Source organism: Sulfurisphaera tokodaii str. 7, from assembly GCF_000011205.1.
GTDB lineage: Archaea > Thermoproteota > Thermoprotei_A > Sulfolobales > Sulfolobaceae > Sulfurisphaera > Sulfurisphaera tokodaii.
In genome coordinates, this window is the sequence record NC_003106.2 from 469,659 (window position 1) to 487,972 (window position 18,314).

Sequence of the window (18,314 nt, forward strand, 5' to 3'; positions counted from 1 at the left end):
TATGGATCAAATCAAAATAAAGCTATCTAGTGGTAGAGAAGTAATATTAGATGACGAAGCTATTAGGGCGTTAAATGAGTATGTAAGAACACAGTTAACACTAGAGCAATTAGCTAAAAGGTTAGGATTAAGTGGATGGGAAGAAGCCTATGAATTAGTTAAGCAAGTACCAGCATGGGTAATGTGGACTCCTCTTCCTATTTATAAAAAGCTAAAAGTTTAGACTTTTCTATAACAATCTGGTCTAGATTCGTAAATTAAGCCTTGTTTTCTCATATCGGTTAATAATTTTTCTACACTTGCTTTATCAATTCCTATTCCCTCAGCTTCTTTTACAATCTCTTTTACTTTTGCACACTCGTTTGTGCCAGCTAAGGTATCGATGATTTCTAGTATTCTGGCCATTTTTTCTCTTGCACTCTTTGGCTTTCCAGTCATAATCGTATCAATATCTATTTTGCCAGATTCTACATCTAATCCTACATTCTCGAGGAATATTCTCATTATATTTATTGCTCTTTCAGCATCTTCTCTCGTAACTTCATTTTTTAGTGCCATTCTTGCATAAGCTTCAGATATTCTTATTAAGGCTTCAAGTTGTCTTGGGGTTATAATTATTGGAGAATCTGGTGATTCAGAACTCTTCTTTCTCATCTCTACGAAGAAATCTTGCAATAAACTCTTTGCTTCATCACTCAGTTTTGGAAATACATTCTTCCTTGCATATGCTATGTACTTCTTAAGTAAATCTACATCTATAATTTCTGTACTCTTTGTTTTACCAGCATGAACATTTAATATATGTGAAGCTAATAATTGATCTTCTACACCAGGTTTATCTATTAGTATAAATATCAAATCAAATCTTGAAAGTATAGTAGGTGGTAAATTAATATTTTCAGCTATTCCTCTTTCAGCTATATATCTTCCTAACTTAGGATTTCCTGCAGCTACTACTGTAGCTCTTGCATTTAGCTTAGCAACAATTCCAGCTTTTGCTATAGAGACTGTTTGCTGTTCCATTGCTTCATGTATTGCTACTCTATCTTCTTCTCTCATTTTATCAATTTCATCTATTACTGCGACTCCTCCATCTGCTAATACTAATGCACCAGCTTCTAAATAATAATCTCCAGTATTTTTATCTCTAGTTACCGTAGCTGTTAATCCAGCAGCAGTAGAACCTTTTCCAGTTGTATATACAGCTCTAGGAGCAACTCTTGCAGCAAACTGTAAAATTTGAGATTTCGCTGTACCTGGATCACCAATAATTAGTACATGTATATCTCCTCTTACTCTGGTACCATCTTCCATTATCTTTGGTACTCCCCCAAATAGGGCTAATGCTATTGCTTCCTTTATCTCCCAATGTCCGTATATTGATGGCGCTATTGAACTAATTATCTTCTCTCTTATCCAAGGATCTCTAGATAATTCTCTAATTTTTTTCTCATCTTCTTCTGAGATCTTTACTTCATCCAATACTTTTTGTGAAATTTCTATACTATTAACTTTCAAATAAAAATCAAAGATAGCTTTGCTCCCTCTTTTTATTTGAGAATCTTTCTTTATCTCTAAAATTCCAACTATCTTCACTCTATCTCCAGGACGGGCAGAATCAACTAAATCGTCTTCAAAGACTACTTCAAGTTGTCTAGGTAACTGTCCAGGTGGAATTTCTTCTGGCCTCTCTTGAATGACTGCTTTTTGCCAATCTATGAATTCTGATCTGTCCTCAATAAGTTTAAATTGTCCAGCTTTTCCACACACCGGACATGTTGTAGGTAGTTCAATAATTTCATCAAATTCTCCTTCTGGTGGCCATACAAAATCTTGCATACAATCTGGATTAATGTGTTTAAACACTGATCTGCTCAATCTTTCTTTTACTGGAGTAGATTTAACTAATATACCTTCTATTGTAATTAGTTTTCCTGCATCACTACTTCTTATTTTTCTTAATTCTATGAGTCTTGGTACATTAGTAATTCTTAAGTGTATTTTCTTTATTTCCTCTTGGAATGAAGGATCTTTTTCTATTATATAGTCATATATTTTATTCTCTAATATAGGAAAAATTTCTTTAGGATTATTGATTATTTGAGTCGCTAGTTGCTCATTAAAGTTAAACAAATCGCTGAAATTTATTATAATGCTCTTCTTTCTATATGCAATAATTTCATTTATTTGATTAAGATAAGTAGGCTTACCTTTGCTATCTCTATATGTATTGATAAATTCAAGTAACAAGTCTCCGTAGTCAGCTTGTTGTATAGCCAATTATATCACCTATGGTATGCTCAATAGTATATTTTATGTTTCTATAAACTAAAATTTCTTCCGTTGTTAGCTTGTCAAGTATTGTTTGGTCTGAAATTCCTAGAAATGCTAATTGTATTATTTTTCTTATTCTTATTGATATTATCTCATTTATAAGTTGCCTTGCTTTTCTTATTTGTTCTATTGCTTCTAGGTCATTTTTTAGCTTCAAATTGTCGATAAGCAAAAGAGCTCTATAGTAAAAATCTTTAGGTAATTTTACTAATGACGCTGGTGTATTAATGTTTTGCCTTTCTTGGAATAAGATTCTACCCAATTCTTCTACTGAAACATAATCTAAAATTCTGACTATTGATTTTTTCTGTAACTCGTCTGCTAACCAAAGTTTTATTTCATCTTCGCTACCTTTAGTTAAACTAATTTCTTCGAAGCCATCATCAAAAGGTCCCCAATCATCCAATACCATGATCTTCTTTTTGTTTAACAAGTTTAATTTTGATAAAGCTTTAAGTTGTACAGTAAGCATTGACACAAAATAAAAATTAATCTAACAAAAAATAAAAGCATAGAGAGTAATGGAAGAACCGAAGTTAATACTTACTGTGAAAAATAACAAGAATAATAAATGTATAATTGAGATCCTTAATAGGTTATACTTAAAAGATCTAAATTCAAAGGCAGAAGAAATAATAAAAAATGTTATACTAGTCTATACCTCATTAACTCCTATTATGGCATATGGATTGTTAATATCAGCACCTCCTTCTTGTTTAGCAAAAATATATCCTGTCGATTTAGTAATTCATTCAGTAAAAGAGCGAGAAATTATAGATAAAATAACAGAATTTTTAAAGAAAAATATTCAATTTAAAACTTTTTATGTAGATTGTTATGATAGAGGTATTAAAATAAATTGCAGAGAGGTTGAAATAGGAATAGGTATAGGTCTTAGAGGATTTGCTAGTGTGGATTACAAGAACCCAGAGAAAGTGATTGTAGTTAACGTGATAAAGGACTCTACCTATATGTCGGTAATTAAAAAGGGTCAAGAAAAAGTTTCAGTTATCTCTCTCCGTTAAAATATATAGTATTACCAGAATATTTTAGATTGAGGTGAAAGTTTTGGATGAGCTAAGAGATTTGGTTGAGGATGCAATTAAGGGCTCAACAGTATTCGAGAAAAGCAAAGTTTTAACACCAGATTATATTCCTAAGAACTTGCCTCACAGAGAAAAACAGATAAAGGAGTTAAGTATAAATTTCAGAGAAATTCTTTCAAACCCTGGGAGTACATCAGTTAGAGTAGTAATTTCTGGTAAGACTGGTACTGGTAAAACTGTTACGACAAAAAAGTTTGGAGAGCTTTTTAGTGAAATTGCAAAAGAGAAGGGGCTTAGAGTTGTTTATACTCATATAAATTGTCATAGACAAAGAACTCTTTACCTTATGCTAGTTGAAATTGCAAATCAGTTAAATTTGCAGATACCTAATAGAGGTTTATCATCACAAGAAACCTTTAAGTTAATATATGATTACCTAGAAAAAAGAAACATTCAACTAATAATTACATTAGATGAATTTGATTATTTTGTAAGTACCTCACCAGTTGAAGACATTTATTTTCTAGTGAGGATATATGATGAACTTAACGCTTTAGTAAAACGCATTCACTACATTTTCATTCTGAGAGAACTGACTAGTTTAGCAAGCTTAGACAAGAGTATAAAAGATCACGTGATAAAGAATGTTATAGAGTTTCCCCCGTATACTTCTGAGGAATTGTATGATATTTTAATGGATAGGATAGTAAATGAGAAAGCATTCAGAGAAGGAGCTGTCTTAGAAGAGACTGTAAGATTCATTTCAGATATTTATGGTATTGATAAAGGTGGAAGTGGTAATGCAAGACTTGCGCTTGAAACACTAGAGCTTGCTGGCAAGATTGCGGATACGGAAGGTTCATTATTAGTAACTATTGATCATGCTAAAAAGGCTAATTCAAAAATTAACCCTGAATTAAGTATAATCTTAGATACGATAAGAGATTTAGATTTACATCAACTATTAGTAGTTAAGGCTATAATGAATTTACATAAAAAGGAAGGAGATGATTTCTTCTCAATGGGAAAAGTAGAAGAAGAATATAATATTGTAGCAAAAGATCTAGGAGAAATACCTAGGAAACATACGCAAGTTTTTGAATATATAAGAAAGTTAAAATTAATGGGTTTAATAACAGCTAGGCAAAGCGGTAAAGGAATGCGAGGTAGAACAACTCTTATATCTCTTTCAGTTCCTATATCAGAAGAATTAGATAATCTAATTAATAATGAAATAAGGGATAGACTATTACAGCAAAAGAACTATTAAATCCTAGTATTTTAAAAATTCTTTATATTTTATTTAAGGAAGGAGAGATAAACATAAGTAAACTAGCTAAGGAAACTAAATTAAACTATTCTACTTTACTTAAATATATTGAAATCTTAGAACAGAAGAAACTTATTGAAGTAATAAGAGGAGATAGAAGCAAAATAATCAGATTAAACTATGCTAATCCTAAAGTAATAATTTTAAAAAATTTGTTTGAGGAATTAGAAGATATATGACTGAAGCAAAAATAGTAGATATTTCATCTAAGGATATAGTTCTAAGGGAAGCTGTGGTAGAAGGTTATATAAAATTAAGAAAAGAAACAATAGAAAAAATTAAAAATAAAGAAGTTGAAAAAGGCGATGTAATTACTGTAGCTAAAACAGCTGGAATATTAGCTGCTAAAAAAACTCCAGAATTAATACCAATGTGTCACCCAATACCTTTAGAGTTTGTTGATGTAGAAATTAAAATTGAAGAAGAAGGATTAAGAGTAATAAGTACTGTTAAGGCTCATTATAAGACTGGTGTTGAAATGGAAGCACTAACCGCAACTTCAGTGGCTCTTCTTACTATTTGGGACATGGTTAAAAAGTATGAAAAAGATGAAAATGGACAGTATCCTTATACTGAGATAAAGTCAATTAGGGTTATTAATAAAATTAAGACTTACGACGATATGAAGTAGTTCTTCTTTTACTTGGTTCTTTTTTCTCTGGTTCTTCTATTTCCACTTTACTTCCTTCGTAGAATGAAGAAATTAACTTAATAACATCTTTTTCTTTTTCGGTAAGTTCGAGCTCCTTATCTAGTTTTTCCTGGTATTTTCTGTAATATATTATAAAAGCTGGTAGAAAATCATTAAGAGTTTTATCTTTTGAGGCATGTATAGCCTGGCCTATCTTTCTTAGTAATGTATCTAAAGCGTCTCTAATTTCTTTAGTTTTAGCTAACTGTTGAATGTACTGAGGAAACTGATACTTGACCCACTTAGCCTTATATGTAGGCTTTTTCTTCTCTAAGGAGGCAAAAGCTATACCAGGCCCCATTAGATCAAACGTATAGGATAAAAGATCCCACCCAACTAATTTAGATCTTGTTAAAAATAATGAAGCTCTTGATAAAGCATCATATGCTCTCCATACATCTTCTAAATTATCATATTGCAATGGTATATTTTCATCTAACCATCTCATTAAAAGTTCGTAATCTATCTGAGTATCTGTTACTGCGCTTTTAGCTTGCCAGTAATATTTAGCCCAAAATACACCTCTTAATGCTTCAAAAGGATCTAATTCTCTATCTTTTCTCCTAACTAAATTTTTAGCCATATCTAATGTTACTCTACCATAACCTTCTGCAACCCCTTGTAACATGTTTATAGCATATCTAGCGTCTCCCTCTGACTGTTCAATTATAAAATCTAATGCTTCATCCTCACATGTAATCTTTTCTGCTTCACATATTTTCTTAAGTATTCTCTTTAATGGGTATTTAGTTAACCTTTTTAATTCTATCATTTTTACAGCATTTCTTAAAGGTCTTAAGGAAGGGTCCCAAGGATCGTTAGCTGTTAAAATTATTGGGTATTTAGTTTTATTAATAAGTTCTAGAATAGCATCAATTGCACCAGCATCAGCTCTTGCATTCAAACCATCAACCTCATCTAAAAGTATTAATTTTCCCTTAATCCCGAAGATTGTCCCTGTTATAGAAGCTCGTTCAGCCATAGTTCTGATATCATTTAAATTTCTTGAATCACTAGCATTCATTTCAAATAATTCGAGTTTATAATCTCTAGCTAGTGCTTCAGCTAACGTTGTCTTTCCAACTCCGGGAGGTCCATAGAGCAATACGGCCTTATAATTAGGTTTTCCCTTTAACCAACTTTCTATCCATTCCACTAGTTCTTTTTTAGCATCTTCTTCGTTCTCTACTTCATTTAGAGTCTTTGGCCTATATTTTAGAAACCATTGTAGTGGCAATTTACTTCCCTTTTAAGTACTTTTCTCCGTAAACGGCCAGTTTAGCTAGAAGAGCATTTAGTTGGATCTCGTCGTCTGCCCCTTCCATTATTCTATATTCTACCTCACCAATATAATCTACTAGTAATACTTTTAAATCATCTGGAATATTTATTTCGTTACCTGTAACTTCTCTATGTATTTGTTTTATAATATCTTCACCTGACAATCCATAATTTACTAATAACTCTCTTAACTTCTCTCTCGCCTTAAGGAAATTTCCTTGTAGTGCCAACATAATCATTTCTCTTATTTCTTTTGGCTGTGCAAGTCCAAGAACTTTGTATACAGCTTCTACAGTTACTTTACCATATACTGATGAAGCTTGAAGTATATTTATCGCTTTTCTCATGTCTCCTTGAGTTATATCATAAATTGTTTCAAGGGCCTTCTGATCATACTCTACTTTCTCGTTTTTAGCTATATATGCAAGTCTAGCCACTACATCTTCTTTCTTTAACGGATAAAACCTAAAAAGTGCAGTTCTTGATTGTATAGGTTCAATTATTTTACTAAGATAATTACAAGCTAAAATGAAACGGGTTGTTTCTGTATATAATTCCATGGTTCTTCTTAAAGCTTGTTGAGCATCAGCAGTCATATTATCTGCTTCATCAAGTAACACCACCTTAAATGGTACGTTTCCCCCAGCTACTGTTCTAGCAAATTCCTTAACTTTATTCCTTATAACATCTATACCTCTTTCATCACTAGCATTAAGTTCAAGAAAATATTGCCTATAATTGTCACCGTATAAATCATGAACTAAGGCTAAGGCGGCTGTAGTTTTCCCTGTACCGGGAGGACCAGAGAAAAGTAAATGGGGCATATTCTTATCTTTTACGAATCTTTTTAATCTCTCTACAATATCTTTTTGATTAACTATGTCATCAAGGCTTCTAGGTCTATATTTTTCAGCCCAAAGAATTTCCTCCTCAAGTGACATGAAATTTACCCTTACATATATTATTCTAAAAAGATAGTTAAAAGGGCTACTTCCTTTTATACTTACCCATAATTACTCCTTGATCAATTATATGTCCTTTCATTAAATTCTTAAGCTCATCTGCAGTTATTCTTGATCGTTCTGGCAGTTCTGTATCAAGAGCATATACATAGAAGTAATATCTATGAGGAGGATGAGTTCTAGGAGGACATGGTCCTCCATAACCTATTTTTCCAAAATCATTTTCACCTTGAATACCAAATTCAGTTTTTTCAACTTTTTTTATATTTTCTGGTAATTTTGTTCCTTTTATATTATATATAATCCAATGTATAAAAATACCTCCAGGTGCATCCGGATCTTCTACTATTAAGGCATAGCTTTTTGCATTTTGAACCTTATCCCACTCTATCTCTGGAGATATATCCTCTCCGTCACAAGTGTACCTTACTGGAATAAAATCTTCATTCTTAAAAGCTGAGGACTTTACATTCATAATTATAAATTCCTAGAAAGGAATAAAAACTTTTAGATTTTTCTTTGAGGATAATATTCTTTTTCCTCATGTCCATTTTTAGTTATCTTACTCACTATTACTCCAGTCCCAGTATAGGGATCTCTTTTTATAGATGAGAAGATTGCTCTTCTAGCTAAGTCAGCAGCTTCATCTAATGTCATATCTGGCCTATATTCATCTTCAATTACGCCTATAGCTTCTACTGAACCAGAACCCGTCGCAGTATAATCCTCTTCTGTTATATCGCCTACATAATCAAGATTATATAATCTTGGCTGCTCATCTACACCACCTATTAATATTTGAACTATATAAGGAAGATACTTAGAAAATGATAACATATTAGCTAAATATGTAGCTAACGCTTTGATTGTAATTGGTCTCATCCCCGTTATTAGGTTATAATGATATATATTCTTTAGCAAATCATATATAAACTGTAAATCAGCTACACTACCGGCTGTAGTAATACCTATATTTGGTGCAACATAGAGGACTTTTCTTACATACTTATGTGCTACATACATTCCAGCACTTGCTCTTCTATCAGCAGCTAATACTACTCCATCTTTTACTTTTATTCCAACCGTGGTAGTTCCGGTTTTTAAAATCTTTAACTTATTATTAGTCTCCATCAAAACAAATTGTGTAAAACTACTTAATAAAACCAACAATTCCCATTATTTCCTCTGCAATATCTAAAACAGTTCCATCTTTATAGGGCTCTCCGCTAATCATTAACCCCACAGGTAAATCATTTAGCTTAGTTACTGGAATTGAGATTGATGGAGCTCCTAAAGTATTAAATATTTCGGTATTAGCAATTAAAGAGTCTCTATATTTTAGTTCATTCCCTATTACTTCTTGAATCTTAGGTGCGACAATTCTTGTTGTAGGTGAAATTAATGCATCTATTTTTTTAAAGATAGAGAAGTATTCCTCTAACAATACTTTTCTAATTCTTAAAGAGTTGACGTAATCTGTAGCCAAAATTTTGAAGCCTTCTTCGATTAATTTTCTAACATCAGACGAATACAAGTCTTTATATTTATCGTAATATTTCATATGATAAGATGAAGCTTCTGCTAAAGCAATAGTTTTTCTTACAATTCTAGAATGTTTAATCAGAAGTTCATTCTCTATCTGTACTAAATCAAAATAGGATGAAAGTTTATTTATTACTGGTTCTAAGGCCTTAGAAGTTTCATAATCTCCAAATAGGAATAATCCTAACGTAGGCCTTCTCTTAGAGTATGATATAAAAGGAATTTTATTTTCAGCAAGAGCTTCAATAGTTCTTCTTATTAATGAGATATCTTTTGCTAAGAAACCTATAGTGTCAAATGTCCAACTGAAAGGAATTACGCCATCAGTAGGTATAATTCCGTAGGTTGGCTTAAAACCTATGACTCCACATAATGATGCTGGAATTCTTACAGACCCTCCAGTATCTGTTCCTATACCAACATCAACTAAACCTAATGCTACTGCCACTGCTGATCCTCCACTAGATCCTCCACTTATTCTCTCTGGATCATAGGGATTTTTTGCTGGTCCAATTAGAGATGAGGTATTAGTAGCACCAATAGCAAATTCATGAGTATTAGTTTTTCCTATTATCTCTCCTCCTTCAGCTAATATTTTATCAACAATATATGCGTTCTCACTAGGTATGAAATCTTTTAATATTTTTGAACCAGCAGTTGTTCTTACACCTTTAGTTAAAATGATATCTTTTATTCCGAATTTTAGGTCTCTTAGTTTACCTTTATCTCTATATTTCATTCTGCTTATTGTGATGAAAATATTGTATTTTGTATTTAATTCTTCTAATGACATCTTCATTCACGCAGAATAAAGGCTCATTAAGTCTTTCTAAGATGTAATCTTCTAAGTTCATCAAGGATTACCTTTATAAAATTTTCCAATTCCCACCTATTAACGTTTCTTTCTTTAGCAATATTAAAGACTATTTCCTCAACTCTTTCATAACTTTTATACTCTTCATTTAGTTTCCTCCAAGGTATTCCTTTTAATGCACTAGAAAACTTCTCATTAAAAGATAGTTTTTTCAACAACATTAAACAAGCTATTATAGGATATCCCACGTAATTTCGATAAACAGTACCATTATCATTACTATTAACGAGATCTCCTTTGATAATAACTTTATAAATTCTATCACCTTCTGAGGAAATTACTTCACATTCATTCTCGTTAATAACTTTAACTCTACCATCAGCTATAGCACCTAAAGCTTCAAGTACTTTTATTCGTGGAGGATTTTTTAAATACATAATTATAAAATCGAGCGTAAGGTAATAAGCTAATAAAAAATTTATACTATTTAAACAGTATAAGCAATAAATGAAAGCAATTGTAGTTCCAGGACCTAAGCAAGGGTATAAACTTGAAGAGGTACCTGATCCTAAGCCGGGAAAAGATGAAGTAATAATTAGGGTAGATAGAGCTGCTCTTTGTTATAGAGATTTGCTTCAACTACAAGGATATTATCCAAGAATGAAATACCCAGTTATACTAGGGCATGAAGTTGTAGGAACCATAGAAGAAGTCGGAGAAAATATAAAGGGATTTGAAGTAGGTGATAAAGTAATTTCTTTATTATATGCACCAGATGGTACATGCGAATATTGCCAAATAGGTGAGGAAGCATATTGTCATCATAGGTTAGGCTACTCAGAAGAGCTAGACGGATTTTTTGCAGAGAAAGCTAAAATTAAAGTAACTAGCTTAGTAAAGGTTCCAAAAGGTACCCCAGATGAGGGAGCAGTACTTGTACCTTGTGTAACCGGAATGATATATAGAGGTATTAGAAGGGCTGGTGGTATACGTAAAGGGGAGCTAGTGTTAGTTACTGGTGCCAGTGGTGGAGTAGGAATACATGCAATTCAAGTTGCTAAGGCCTTAGGTGCTAAAGTTATAGGGGTAACAACATCAGAAGAAAAAGCAAAGATAATTAAGCAGTATGCGGATTATGTCATCGTTGGTACAAAGTTTTCTGAAGAAGCAAAGAAGATAGGTGATGTTACTTTAGTTATTGATACTGTGGGTACTCCTACTTTCGATGAAAGCTTAAAGTCATTGTGGATGGGCGGAAGGATTGTTCAAATAGGGAATGTCGACCCTTCTCAAATCTATAATTTAAGATTGGGCTACATAATATTAAAAGATTTAAAGATAGTTGGTCATGCCTCAGCTACCAAAAAAGATGCTGAAGATACACTAAAATTAACACAAGAGGGAAAAATTAAACCAGTTATTGCAGGAACAGTCAGTCTTGAAAATATTGATGAAGGTTATAAAATGATAAAGGATAAGAATAAAGTAGGCAAAGTCTTAGTAAAACCATAAAATTTTAACTGAATATGATACTACTGTGAAGTTAAAATTTTCCTCTATTGAAATAAAAAGTGATCTACTTCCTCATAGTGAGAATGATACAAACCAATATAAGGAAATAGCTGGTTATATTTTAGATGCGGCTTCAGGAAGTCCTTATCTTGACGTGGAGATAGATGATAAAATACTTTATTTTTCCACAATATTTACTACTAAATTAATTGAGGGAATAATTGATAATATATATTCATACGCGTATAGTCGTAAAGGTGCCAAATACTTGTCTGGAGACGCTTCCATGAGTATAAGTGAAGCCATAACTTATGCTACTTTTAATACCTTATATAATGTTAAATTTACTAATATTATTCCTTTTAGAAGTGTAAAATATCTTGGAACAATAGCTGATGCTATGATTGATCTAACTAGAGAAGAAAAACTTAGGAAGAGCATAGGGGCAGAAGGTGGCCTATTATTTATTAACATAAGATCTTCGATGAATCCGAGAACATATTATATATTAGACAAAATAACTAAAAGCCTAATGAACATAGAGATTGTTAGATATCCTAATAATTATGGAGTACTGTCACTTATAACTAGAGAAGATGAAAACCTAAAAGAAACTTTCATCTATATAAAACCGTGATACAAATGGATTGTGAAAAAATTTCCCTAGCACTTATATATTTATGGATAGGAGAATCTAATGACGCTAAAGATATTGCAAAAAATTGCATAGAAACTCTTAGAGATTCTATCACTGATATAAGAGAAAAGATTAAAGAAGTAAAGATTAAAGTGGAAGACGAATACCTTTTGCCATATTATCTTAGAAATGAAGGGATAAATAGTGATGATCTTGTAAAATTAGGATTGTATGAATTAGCAAGAAGAATTCAATTATTTTCTGGAGATTTAAAAAGTAAGGAGTATAATAGTATAAAATATAGTATTATTAACAATGGTTATAAAGTTGTAATAAAGGGATTTTGTAAAGATTGTAACGGATATAAATTTAAGGAATTAAAAAATGGTTTTATAGTTCAATTAGATGGATTAATTTATGGAGAGGTTATAGGAAATATTAGAGAAGAGGATTTGATAAAAGAAATAAAATCATTATAGTTAAATAATTATTTTATGTAATTACGTTGGGTTTAATCATAAAAATAACCATAGAATAATAGCTGATATATAAGATAACTAAAATTATTTTTAAAATTGTAAATATTCATAATTCTATAAATTAGCTTAATATTATAATGCTTAAGACTAAATAGATTAGATTATAATAATTATAAGATAAAAGTAAAATTTATTTTAATCTGAAAAATAACATTACTATAGTTTTTAAATAAGTTAACTAGCCCAACAGTAATAGGTTTAAATTGATGCGGGGGGTGGGACTTGAACCCACGCAGGCCTTCGCCAGCGGAGCCTCAGTTTAGGCCCCCTTTAAGGGACCGCCCCCTTTGACCTTGCTCGGGCACCCCCGCACAAACATTTATAATAATTTATTAGTACTAAAAAACGTTTTCTTTAACCAAAGACCTAAATTAACGTAGCAAGCTTTATTAGGTTAATTAAGTAACTTATATATCGATAAGGGATGAGTCTTTGATAAATATCAAATAACTAAACAAGAATTAAAAGTTCTTATAAGAGAATTGAAAAAATGGTCTGCCCCAGCTACAGTGTTGCTATCATTGTACATACCACCTGGAAGACCTATACCAGATGTTCTCAATTTATTAAGGCAAGAATATTCAATAGCGCAAAATATTAAATTGAAGAGAACTAGGGATGCAGTAACTTCGGCAATCCAATCAGCTATAGATAGACTAACGCAAATACCTAAGGTTCCAGATAACGGATTAGTTATATTCTGTGGTGAGAATTTCGAGACAGAAGAATCAAAATGTTTTGTGTTCTCTCCACCGGAAAAAGTTACAATATTCTTTTACAGAACAGACAAATATTTTCATACTGAATTTCTAGAAGATATGATAGAAGAAAATGACGTTTTCGGATTAATAATAGTTGAAAGAGATTATGCTACAATTGGTATATTAAAAGGAACCAGAATAGAAGTGCTTGACGAGTTTGAAGGCTTTGTACCGGGTAAGCATATGATGGGTGGACAGTCTCAAAGACGTATTGATAGAATAATTGAGGAAATGTATGCTAATTTCTTGAAAGAAGTAGGAGAAAAGGCAAATTCATATTTACTTCCTTATTTAGAGAGCGGGAAATTAAAGGGAATATTATTAGGAGGACCAGGATATGCAAAGAAAGATTTCTACGATGGAGATTATTTAGATTATAGGCTAAAAAAATTGGTTCTATTACCCCTTATTGATATTCCGGACCAAGGTGATGCTGGATTAAAGGAGTTAGTTATGAAGGCACAAGATATTTTGAAAAACCAGAAATATGTCCAAGTTCAAAATCTCCTAGAAGAACTAAAATATCATATCGCTAAGGATGACGGCCTAGTAGTTTATGGTATTGAAGAAATAAGAAAAGCGTTACATATGGGTGCTGTCGATTCATTAGTTATCTATGATGAGCCAAATAGTGAATTAGAGAAACTTTCACAAGAAGCAGAAAATTATGGTACAAAAGTTTATGTAGTAGGGGATGAATTGCCAGATGCTGAATGGGTCAAAAAGACATTTGGTGGAGCTATAGGTAAATTAAGATATAAAATATACTAAAGTAGATTTCTTCTTTTCATTTCAGTCAGAATTTTTTCTACTGGTATAGGTGGTTCTACACCATAACTTTCTATAAACTTTGCTTTTAAATAGGAAGTATCTATTGCTTTATCATTTTCTTCAGTCAGAATTTTTCTAATTAAATTTATTTCATCTTCCCAATAATTCCATGGATACATGAACCAATACCAATCTTTAATTACCATTGCATAATAGTCAGGCTTAATCTTTGCACTAGCTTCTATGATTTGCATTGTTGCTGTCCTAACTTCTTTTGGGCCAAAATTTTCTTTCACATATTTTTTAGCTAGTTCTACGCTATCTCCAGTATCTGTAATATCATCTATAATCAGTACTTTTTTACCTTGTAGGTCTACTTTAAAAGGATATTTGACTTTAGCCTCTGGCGTGTGAGAAGCTGTTTCTACCCAGTGTTCTATTTTTATAGATAAAATATCAATCACTCCTAAGACATCAGCAACTATTCTAGCTGGTACCAATCCTCCTCTGGCAATTGCAATTATAATGTCTGGATCATATTTTGATTCTTTTATTTTTTCAGCTAGCTGTGTTGACCAATCTACTACTTCTTCCCATTTAACAACTTTAACAGGTATCTTAGGCAATTTAAATTCCCAAAAGCTCTTGATATGAAACTTTATCAATTTTTTGGTTTATACTTTTATACTTAGCATTACAAGAAATGTGTGATGATTGAGCCAAAAGAAAAGGCGAGCATAGGAATTATAGGCGGTTCTGGTTTATATGATCCACAAATACTCACTAACGTAAAGGAAATTAAGGTGTATACTCCATATGGAGAGCCTAGCGATAATATAATTCTTGGTGAACTGGAAGGTAGAAAGGTTGCCTTCTTACCTAGACATGGAAGAGGTCATAGAATTCCTCCACATAAGATTAACTATAGAGCTAATATATGGGCTTTAAAGAGCCTTGGAGTTAAATGGGTTATTGCTGTATCTGCTGTAGGAAGTCTAAGATTAGACTATAAGCCTGGTGATTTTGTAGTTCCAAACCAGTTTATCGACATGACCAAAGGAAGGACATATACGTTTTTTGATGGCCCTACTGTAGCTCATGTATCAATGGCTGATCCTTTTTGTGAACATTTAAGATCTATAATCTTGGATTCAGCAAAAGATTTAGGAATAACTACTCATGATAAAGGAACGTATATTTGCATCGAGGGACCTAGATTTTCCACTAGAGCGGAAAGTATAGTCTGGAAAGAAGTATTTAAGGCTGACATTATAGGCATGACTTTAGTTCCAGAAGTGAATTTGGCATGCGAGGCTGAAATGTGTTATAGTGTTATAGGTATGGTTACTGATTATGATGTTTTTGCCGATATTCCCGTAACTGCAGAAGAGGTAACAAAAGTTATGGCTGAAAATACTGCTAAGGTTAAAAAACTTCTTTATGAAGTTATTAGAAGACTGCCTGAAAAACCTGATGAAAGGAAGTGTTCATGTTGTCAAGCTTTAAAGACAGCTTTAGTATAAGTAAAAAGATAAATTTTTACAATATTCCGATAGAAATACCAGAGAATTTAACATTAGTTTATGATGAAGATACAGAATTAGAAGCTTTTACCCTAGAAAGAAGTATTATCTCATTAAAAGGTACTTTCGTTAAATCAGTTAGCTTATATGAGTTTTCGTTTTTAGAAAATCCTTATTCTGGAAGTTTTAAAGATATTATTGTATTCGTTAATGATGACAATAAAGCTAGAATTATTCTAGATAATGCATGGGCCCTAGAAAATATTGGTTATTTGATTACATGTAATAGTAAAATAAAAGGAAAAAGTAATATTAAAGTTCTTTATTTTTCTGACGAATTATGCGAGATAAATGTTTCGCTATCTCTAATTCGGAAAGTTGCTACTGAAGTTAATAATAAGCGAGCTGAGGATATAATTAAAGAATTAGAAAATATTGATAGTTTAAACCAGTGGTTATTAACAAAATTAAATGAAATAAATTTTGATAAGGAGATCTTTTTGTCGCCCATTTTCTTTCCTGCATTAACTTTAATGAGAAGATATCTTAATAGAGATGTAAAAAGATTTTATGATCTTCCTACATCGAAGGATCTGATTTTTATTACATCAGGTGTTGATTCTATAATAGTAAGAAAAAGAGAGTTTGAATTAAGAAATTCTATGTTTAATGTGAGAGAAATTCTATTAGATATAGATCCTCTTCTAGCACCAATTTATTTAATTCTTATGACATATTTATTTAAGCGAGTTAAAGGAGGATTATAAAGTGGATTTACTTTCTTATTGGAAAAAGAGCAAGGAGATCATTGATAAATTAGTTGACGATTATTTAGTTGATATTAAAGATTGGCAATTATTAGAAGTTAGTAAATATATACTAAAGGATGGGAAGAGATTTAGGGGGACATTAACATTTTTATTTACAGAAGCTCTTAATGGGGATATAAAAAATGCATATAAAGCAGCTCTTGCTTCAGAGATTCTTCATTCCGCATCTCTTGCATTGGATGATATTGTAGATTATGATATAATTAGAAGAGGAGGGAGTTCAGCTTGGGCAATTTATACTAACAGGAAAGTTATCTTTATTACCAATTATCTAATTCCCTCAGCATTAAATATAATCTCTACTTACGGAGAAGAGGCGTTAAAAATTAGTATACAACTGTGGAAGGATACGGCTGTAGGTGCTTTAAAGGATATATTTGGTTCTCCTTCAGAATATCTTTCTACGATCGAACTAAAAACCTCTAGTTTATTTAAACTATCTACGATGTTAGCCTCATTTGCATCTCATAGAGAAGATTTAGTGGAAGAAACTTTAGATATAGGGAAATATATAGGAATCGCCTATCAATTAGTTGATGATTATATAGATTGTGTAAAATATGAAAGAGGAGAATTAAAGGAGCTAACTGGAAGTGCTAAACAGTTATATGAACTTAAAGGGAAAGAGTATAAAGAGTTTGTAAAGAAGCAATATGAAAATGCTTTAACTAATTACTTAGATATTGTAAGAAAATTGGAAATAAGTCAAGATTTTACTGAAGCTATAATATCGTTGCCAACTTTTTTAACGAAGGGGCTTTTAAACGAAGCCGGGCTGGATAAATTATAAAAAGTCTTCTATCGAGTGTTCACTTGGTGGATTGATATTAGAATAGCAGTTATTCATGAATCTCAAAAAATTACAGAGTCAGCTAAGCAACTTCTACTAGAGATAAAGAACACAGGGAATACGCCAATATACATTAGAATTTCCAAATTAAATCCTATAATAACTAAGGATGGTTTAGAATTTAGTTATGGAGGAAAAAGAATAGATTTAGATGGTGCAGTAATACGGAACTTAGGGTTTATATCTTCAACAGAGCAGTTAATGAAAAGATTTGATACTCTCAAAGCCCTTGAAAGTAGTGGTGTTACATTAATAAATTCACCGGACTCCATGTTTATCGCAAGAGATAAGTTTAACAGTTTATTAAAACTAAAGATGGCTAAAGTACCAGTTCCAGATACTACTATAGTAGAAGATCCCTTTGAGGTGATGAGACTTGTTAATGAATGGAAAGATGTTGTAATAAAACCCGTTATAGGTAGTCTAGGACTTGGTTCAGTACGAGTTTCTGATCCAGATATAGCGTTTAGAGTGGCAAAAGCAATACTATCTGTTAATCAACCAGTTTATGTTCAGAAATATGTTGATAAGCCAGAAAGAGATATAAGAGTGTTTGTTGTAGGTAACTCAATACTAGGAAGTGTATATAGAATTAACAAATCTTCATGGAAAACTAATGTAGCTCAAGGGTCTCTTACTCAAGTTCTCTTACCAAATCATGAACTTGAAGAATTGTCACTTAAAGCAGTTAAAGCATTGAAATTAGATTATGCAGGGATAGATATCGTAGAAGATAAGGATGGCAGTTATAAGGTTATCGAAGTAAATGCTGCTCCTCTTTGGAAAGGATTTTACGAAGCTACACATATTAATCCTGCAAAATATATAATTGAATATCTCATTAAAAAAATTAGGAAATGAAGAATAATAAACCGGCTGAAAACATGATGA

The 18,314-nt window shown here is 31.8% G+C and carries 22 protein-coding genes and 1 tRNA gene; 13 read left to right on the forward strand and 10 right to left on the reverse strand.

All coding sequences use genetic code 11. The annotated features are described in order from the left end of the window. Position 1: 1 nt before the first annotated feature. Positions 2 to 223, forward strand: coding sequence for a hypothetical protein (locus STK_RS02690; RefSeq protein WP_052846339.1), 222 nt, complete (start codon positions 2 to 4; stop codon positions 221 to 223). Here STK_RS02690 and mcm read toward each other — a convergent pair. Together mcm and STK_RS02700 are read right to left on the reverse strand one after the other, a co-directional pair. Beyond that, on the reverse strand, positions 220 to 2,280 hold the full coding sequence (gene mcm, locus STK_RS02695) for a minichromosome maintenance protein MCM (protein ID WP_052846340.1): 2,061 nt from the start codon (positions 2,278 to 2,280) through the stop codon (positions 220 to 222). The genes STK_RS02690 and mcm overlap by 4 nt on opposite strands. Further along, positions 2,261 to 2,806, reverse strand: a complete 546-nt coding sequence (locus tag STK_RS02700) for a hypothetical protein (RefSeq protein WP_052846341.1) — start codon at positions 2,804 to 2,806, stop codon at positions 2,261 to 2,263. The genes mcm and STK_RS02700 overlap by 20 nt, the downstream gene beginning before the upstream one ends. Before the next feature lie 49 nt (positions 2,807 to 2,855). Here STK_RS02700 and STK_RS02705 point away from each other — a divergent pair, with 49 nt between their 5' ends. Genes STK_RS02705 through moaC form a run of 4 tightly spaced genes read left to right on the forward strand, consistent with a single transcriptional unit; the run spans position 2,856 to position 5,341 of the window. Next, positions 2,856 to 3,359, forward strand: coding sequence for a THUMP domain-containing protein (locus STK_RS02705; protein WP_010978447.1), 504 nt, complete (start codon positions 2,856 to 2,858; stop codon positions 3,357 to 3,359). Between the two features lie 34 nt (positions 3,360 to 3,393). After that, the gene (locus tag STK_RS02710) at positions 3,394 to 4,650 is read left to right on the forward strand and encodes an ORC1-type DNA replication protein (RefSeq protein WP_010978448.1); all 1,257 of its coding nucleotides are present in this window, start codon (positions 3,394 to 3,396) and stop codon (positions 4,648 to 4,650) included. A 17-nt stretch (positions 4,651 to 4,667) separates the two neighbouring features. Beyond that, a complete protein-coding gene (locus tag STK_RS14745) occupies positions 4,668 to 4,889 on the forward strand; it encodes a winged helix-turn-helix transcriptional regulator (protein ID WP_269770909.1) in 222 nt (73 codons plus the stop codon). Then, a complete protein-coding gene (moaC, locus tag STK_RS02715; RefSeq protein ID WP_010978449.1) occupies positions 4,886 to 5,341 on the forward strand; it encodes a cyclic pyranopterin monophosphate synthase MoaC in 456 nt (151 codons plus the stop codon). Before STK_RS14745 ends, moaC begins: the two co-directional genes overlap by 4 nt. On the opposite strand, the gene STK_RS02720 is transcribed toward moaC, so the two are convergent. From STK_RS02720 to STK_RS02745, 6 genes are read right to left on the reverse strand one after another with little or no spacing between them, the layout of a single operon-like run. Next, positions 5,316 to 6,638: a replication factor C large subunit gene (locus tag STK_RS02720; RefSeq protein ID WP_052846342.1), complete on the reverse strand. Its 1,323-nt coding sequence runs from the start codon at positions 6,636 to 6,638 to the stop codon at positions 5,316 to 5,318. The genes moaC and STK_RS02720 overlap by 26 nt on opposite strands. 1 nt (position 6,639) lies before the next feature. Then, positions 6,640 to 7,623 (reverse strand): replication factor C small subunit, encoded by a 984-nt coding sequence (locus STK_RS02725; protein WP_010978451.1) that lies wholly within the window; start codon positions 7,621 to 7,623, stop codon positions 6,640 to 6,642. A 46-nt stretch (positions 7,624 to 7,669) separates the two neighbouring features. Then, a complete protein-coding gene (locus tag STK_RS02730) occupies positions 7,670 to 8,119 on the reverse strand; it encodes a YbhB/YbcL family Raf kinase inhibitor-like protein (RefSeq protein WP_010978452.1) in 450 nt (149 codons plus the stop codon). Between the two features lie 32 nt (positions 8,120 to 8,151). Next, positions 8,152 to 8,775: an archaeal proteasome endopeptidase complex subunit beta gene (gene psmB, locus STK_RS02735; protein ID WP_010978453.1), complete on the reverse strand. Its 624-nt coding sequence runs from the start codon at positions 8,773 to 8,775 to the stop codon at positions 8,152 to 8,154. 19 nt (positions 8,776 to 8,794) lie between these two features. Beyond that, positions 8,795 to 9,979 (reverse strand): amidase, encoded by a 1,185-nt coding sequence (locus STK_RS02740; RefSeq protein ID WP_052846343.1) that lies wholly within the window; start codon positions 9,977 to 9,979, stop codon positions 8,795 to 8,797. 26 nt (positions 9,980 to 10,005) lie between these two features. Then, complete coding sequence (locus STK_RS02745) at positions 10,006 to 10,437, reverse strand: hypothetical protein (RefSeq protein ID WP_010978455.1); 432 nt, start codon at positions 10,435 to 10,437, stop codon at positions 10,006 to 10,008. 70 nt (positions 10,438 to 10,507) lie between these two features. On the opposite strand from STK_RS02745, the gene STK_RS02750 reads away from it, so the two are divergent. Genes STK_RS02750 through STK_RS02760 form a run of 3 tightly spaced genes read left to right on the forward strand, consistent with a single transcriptional unit; the run spans position 10,508 to position 12,628 of the window. Next, complete coding sequence (locus STK_RS02750) at positions 10,508 to 11,512, forward strand: acryloyl-coenzyme A reductase (protein ID WP_010978456.1); 1,005 nt, start codon at positions 10,508 to 10,510, stop codon at positions 11,510 to 11,512. A 25-nt stretch (positions 11,513 to 11,537) separates the two neighbouring features. Next, positions 11,538 to 12,149, forward strand: coding sequence for a hypothetical protein (locus STK_RS02755; protein ID WP_010978457.1), 612 nt, complete (start codon positions 11,538 to 11,540; stop codon positions 12,147 to 12,149). After that, complete coding sequence (locus tag STK_RS02760) at positions 12,146 to 12,628, forward strand: hypothetical protein (RefSeq protein ID WP_010978458.1); 483 nt, start codon at positions 12,146 to 12,148, stop codon at positions 12,626 to 12,628. Before STK_RS02755 ends, STK_RS02760 begins: the two co-directional genes overlap by 4 nt. Positions 12,629 to 12,895: 267 nt before the next feature. On the opposite strand, the gene STK_RS02765 is transcribed toward STK_RS02760, so the two are convergent. Next, positions 12,896 to 12,999 (reverse strand) — tRNA-Leu (locus STK_RS02765). Positions 13,000 to 13,134: 135 nt separating this feature from the next. Here STK_RS02765 and prf1 point away from each other — a divergent pair. Beyond that, positions 13,135 to 14,220, forward strand: a complete 1,086-nt coding sequence (gene prf1, locus STK_RS02770; protein WP_084742617.1) for a peptide chain release factor aRF-1 — start codon at positions 13,135 to 13,137, stop codon at positions 14,218 to 14,220. Here the strand turns inward: prf1 and STK_RS02775 are convergent. Further along, positions 14,217 to 14,846 carry a phosphoribosyltransferase gene (locus tag STK_RS02775; RefSeq protein ID WP_052846345.1) on the reverse strand — a complete coding sequence of 210 codons (630 nt, stop codon included), beginning with the start codon at positions 14,844 to 14,846 and terminating at the stop codon, positions 14,217 to 14,219. The two genes, prf1 and STK_RS02775, sit on opposite strands and share 4 nt — an antisense overlap. Before the next feature lie 84 nt (positions 14,847 to 14,930). On the opposite strand from STK_RS02775, the gene STK_RS02780 reads away from it, so the two are divergent. The 4 genes from STK_RS02780 to STK_RS02795 are packed head-to-tail and all read left to right on the forward strand — an operon-like array spanning position 14,931 to position 18,284. After that, on the forward strand, positions 14,931 to 15,743 hold the full coding sequence (locus STK_RS02780) for an S-methyl-5'-thioadenosine phosphorylase (protein ID WP_052846346.1): 813 nt from the start codon (positions 14,931 to 14,933) through the stop codon (positions 15,741 to 15,743). Next, on the forward strand, positions 15,713 to 16,510 hold the full coding sequence (locus STK_RS02785; protein ID WP_052846347.1) for a hypothetical protein: 798 nt from the start codon (positions 15,713 to 15,715) through the stop codon (positions 16,508 to 16,510). Before STK_RS02780 ends, STK_RS02785 begins: the two co-directional genes overlap by 31 nt. 1 nt (position 16,511) lies before the next feature. After that, positions 16,512 to 17,363 (forward strand): hexaprenyl pyrophosphate synthase, encoded by an 852-nt coding sequence (gene gdS-2 / locus STK_RS02790; RefSeq protein ID WP_010978463.1) that lies wholly within the window; start codon positions 16,512 to 16,514, stop codon positions 17,361 to 17,363. A 15-nt stretch (positions 17,364 to 17,378) separates the two neighbouring features. Beyond that, the gene (locus STK_RS02795) at positions 17,379 to 18,284 is read left to right on the forward strand and encodes an ATP-grasp domain-containing protein (RefSeq protein WP_010978464.1); all 906 of its coding nucleotides are present in this window, start codon (positions 17,379 to 17,381) and stop codon (positions 18,282 to 18,284) included. The last annotated feature ends 30 nt before the right edge of the window (positions 18,285 to 18,314 follow it).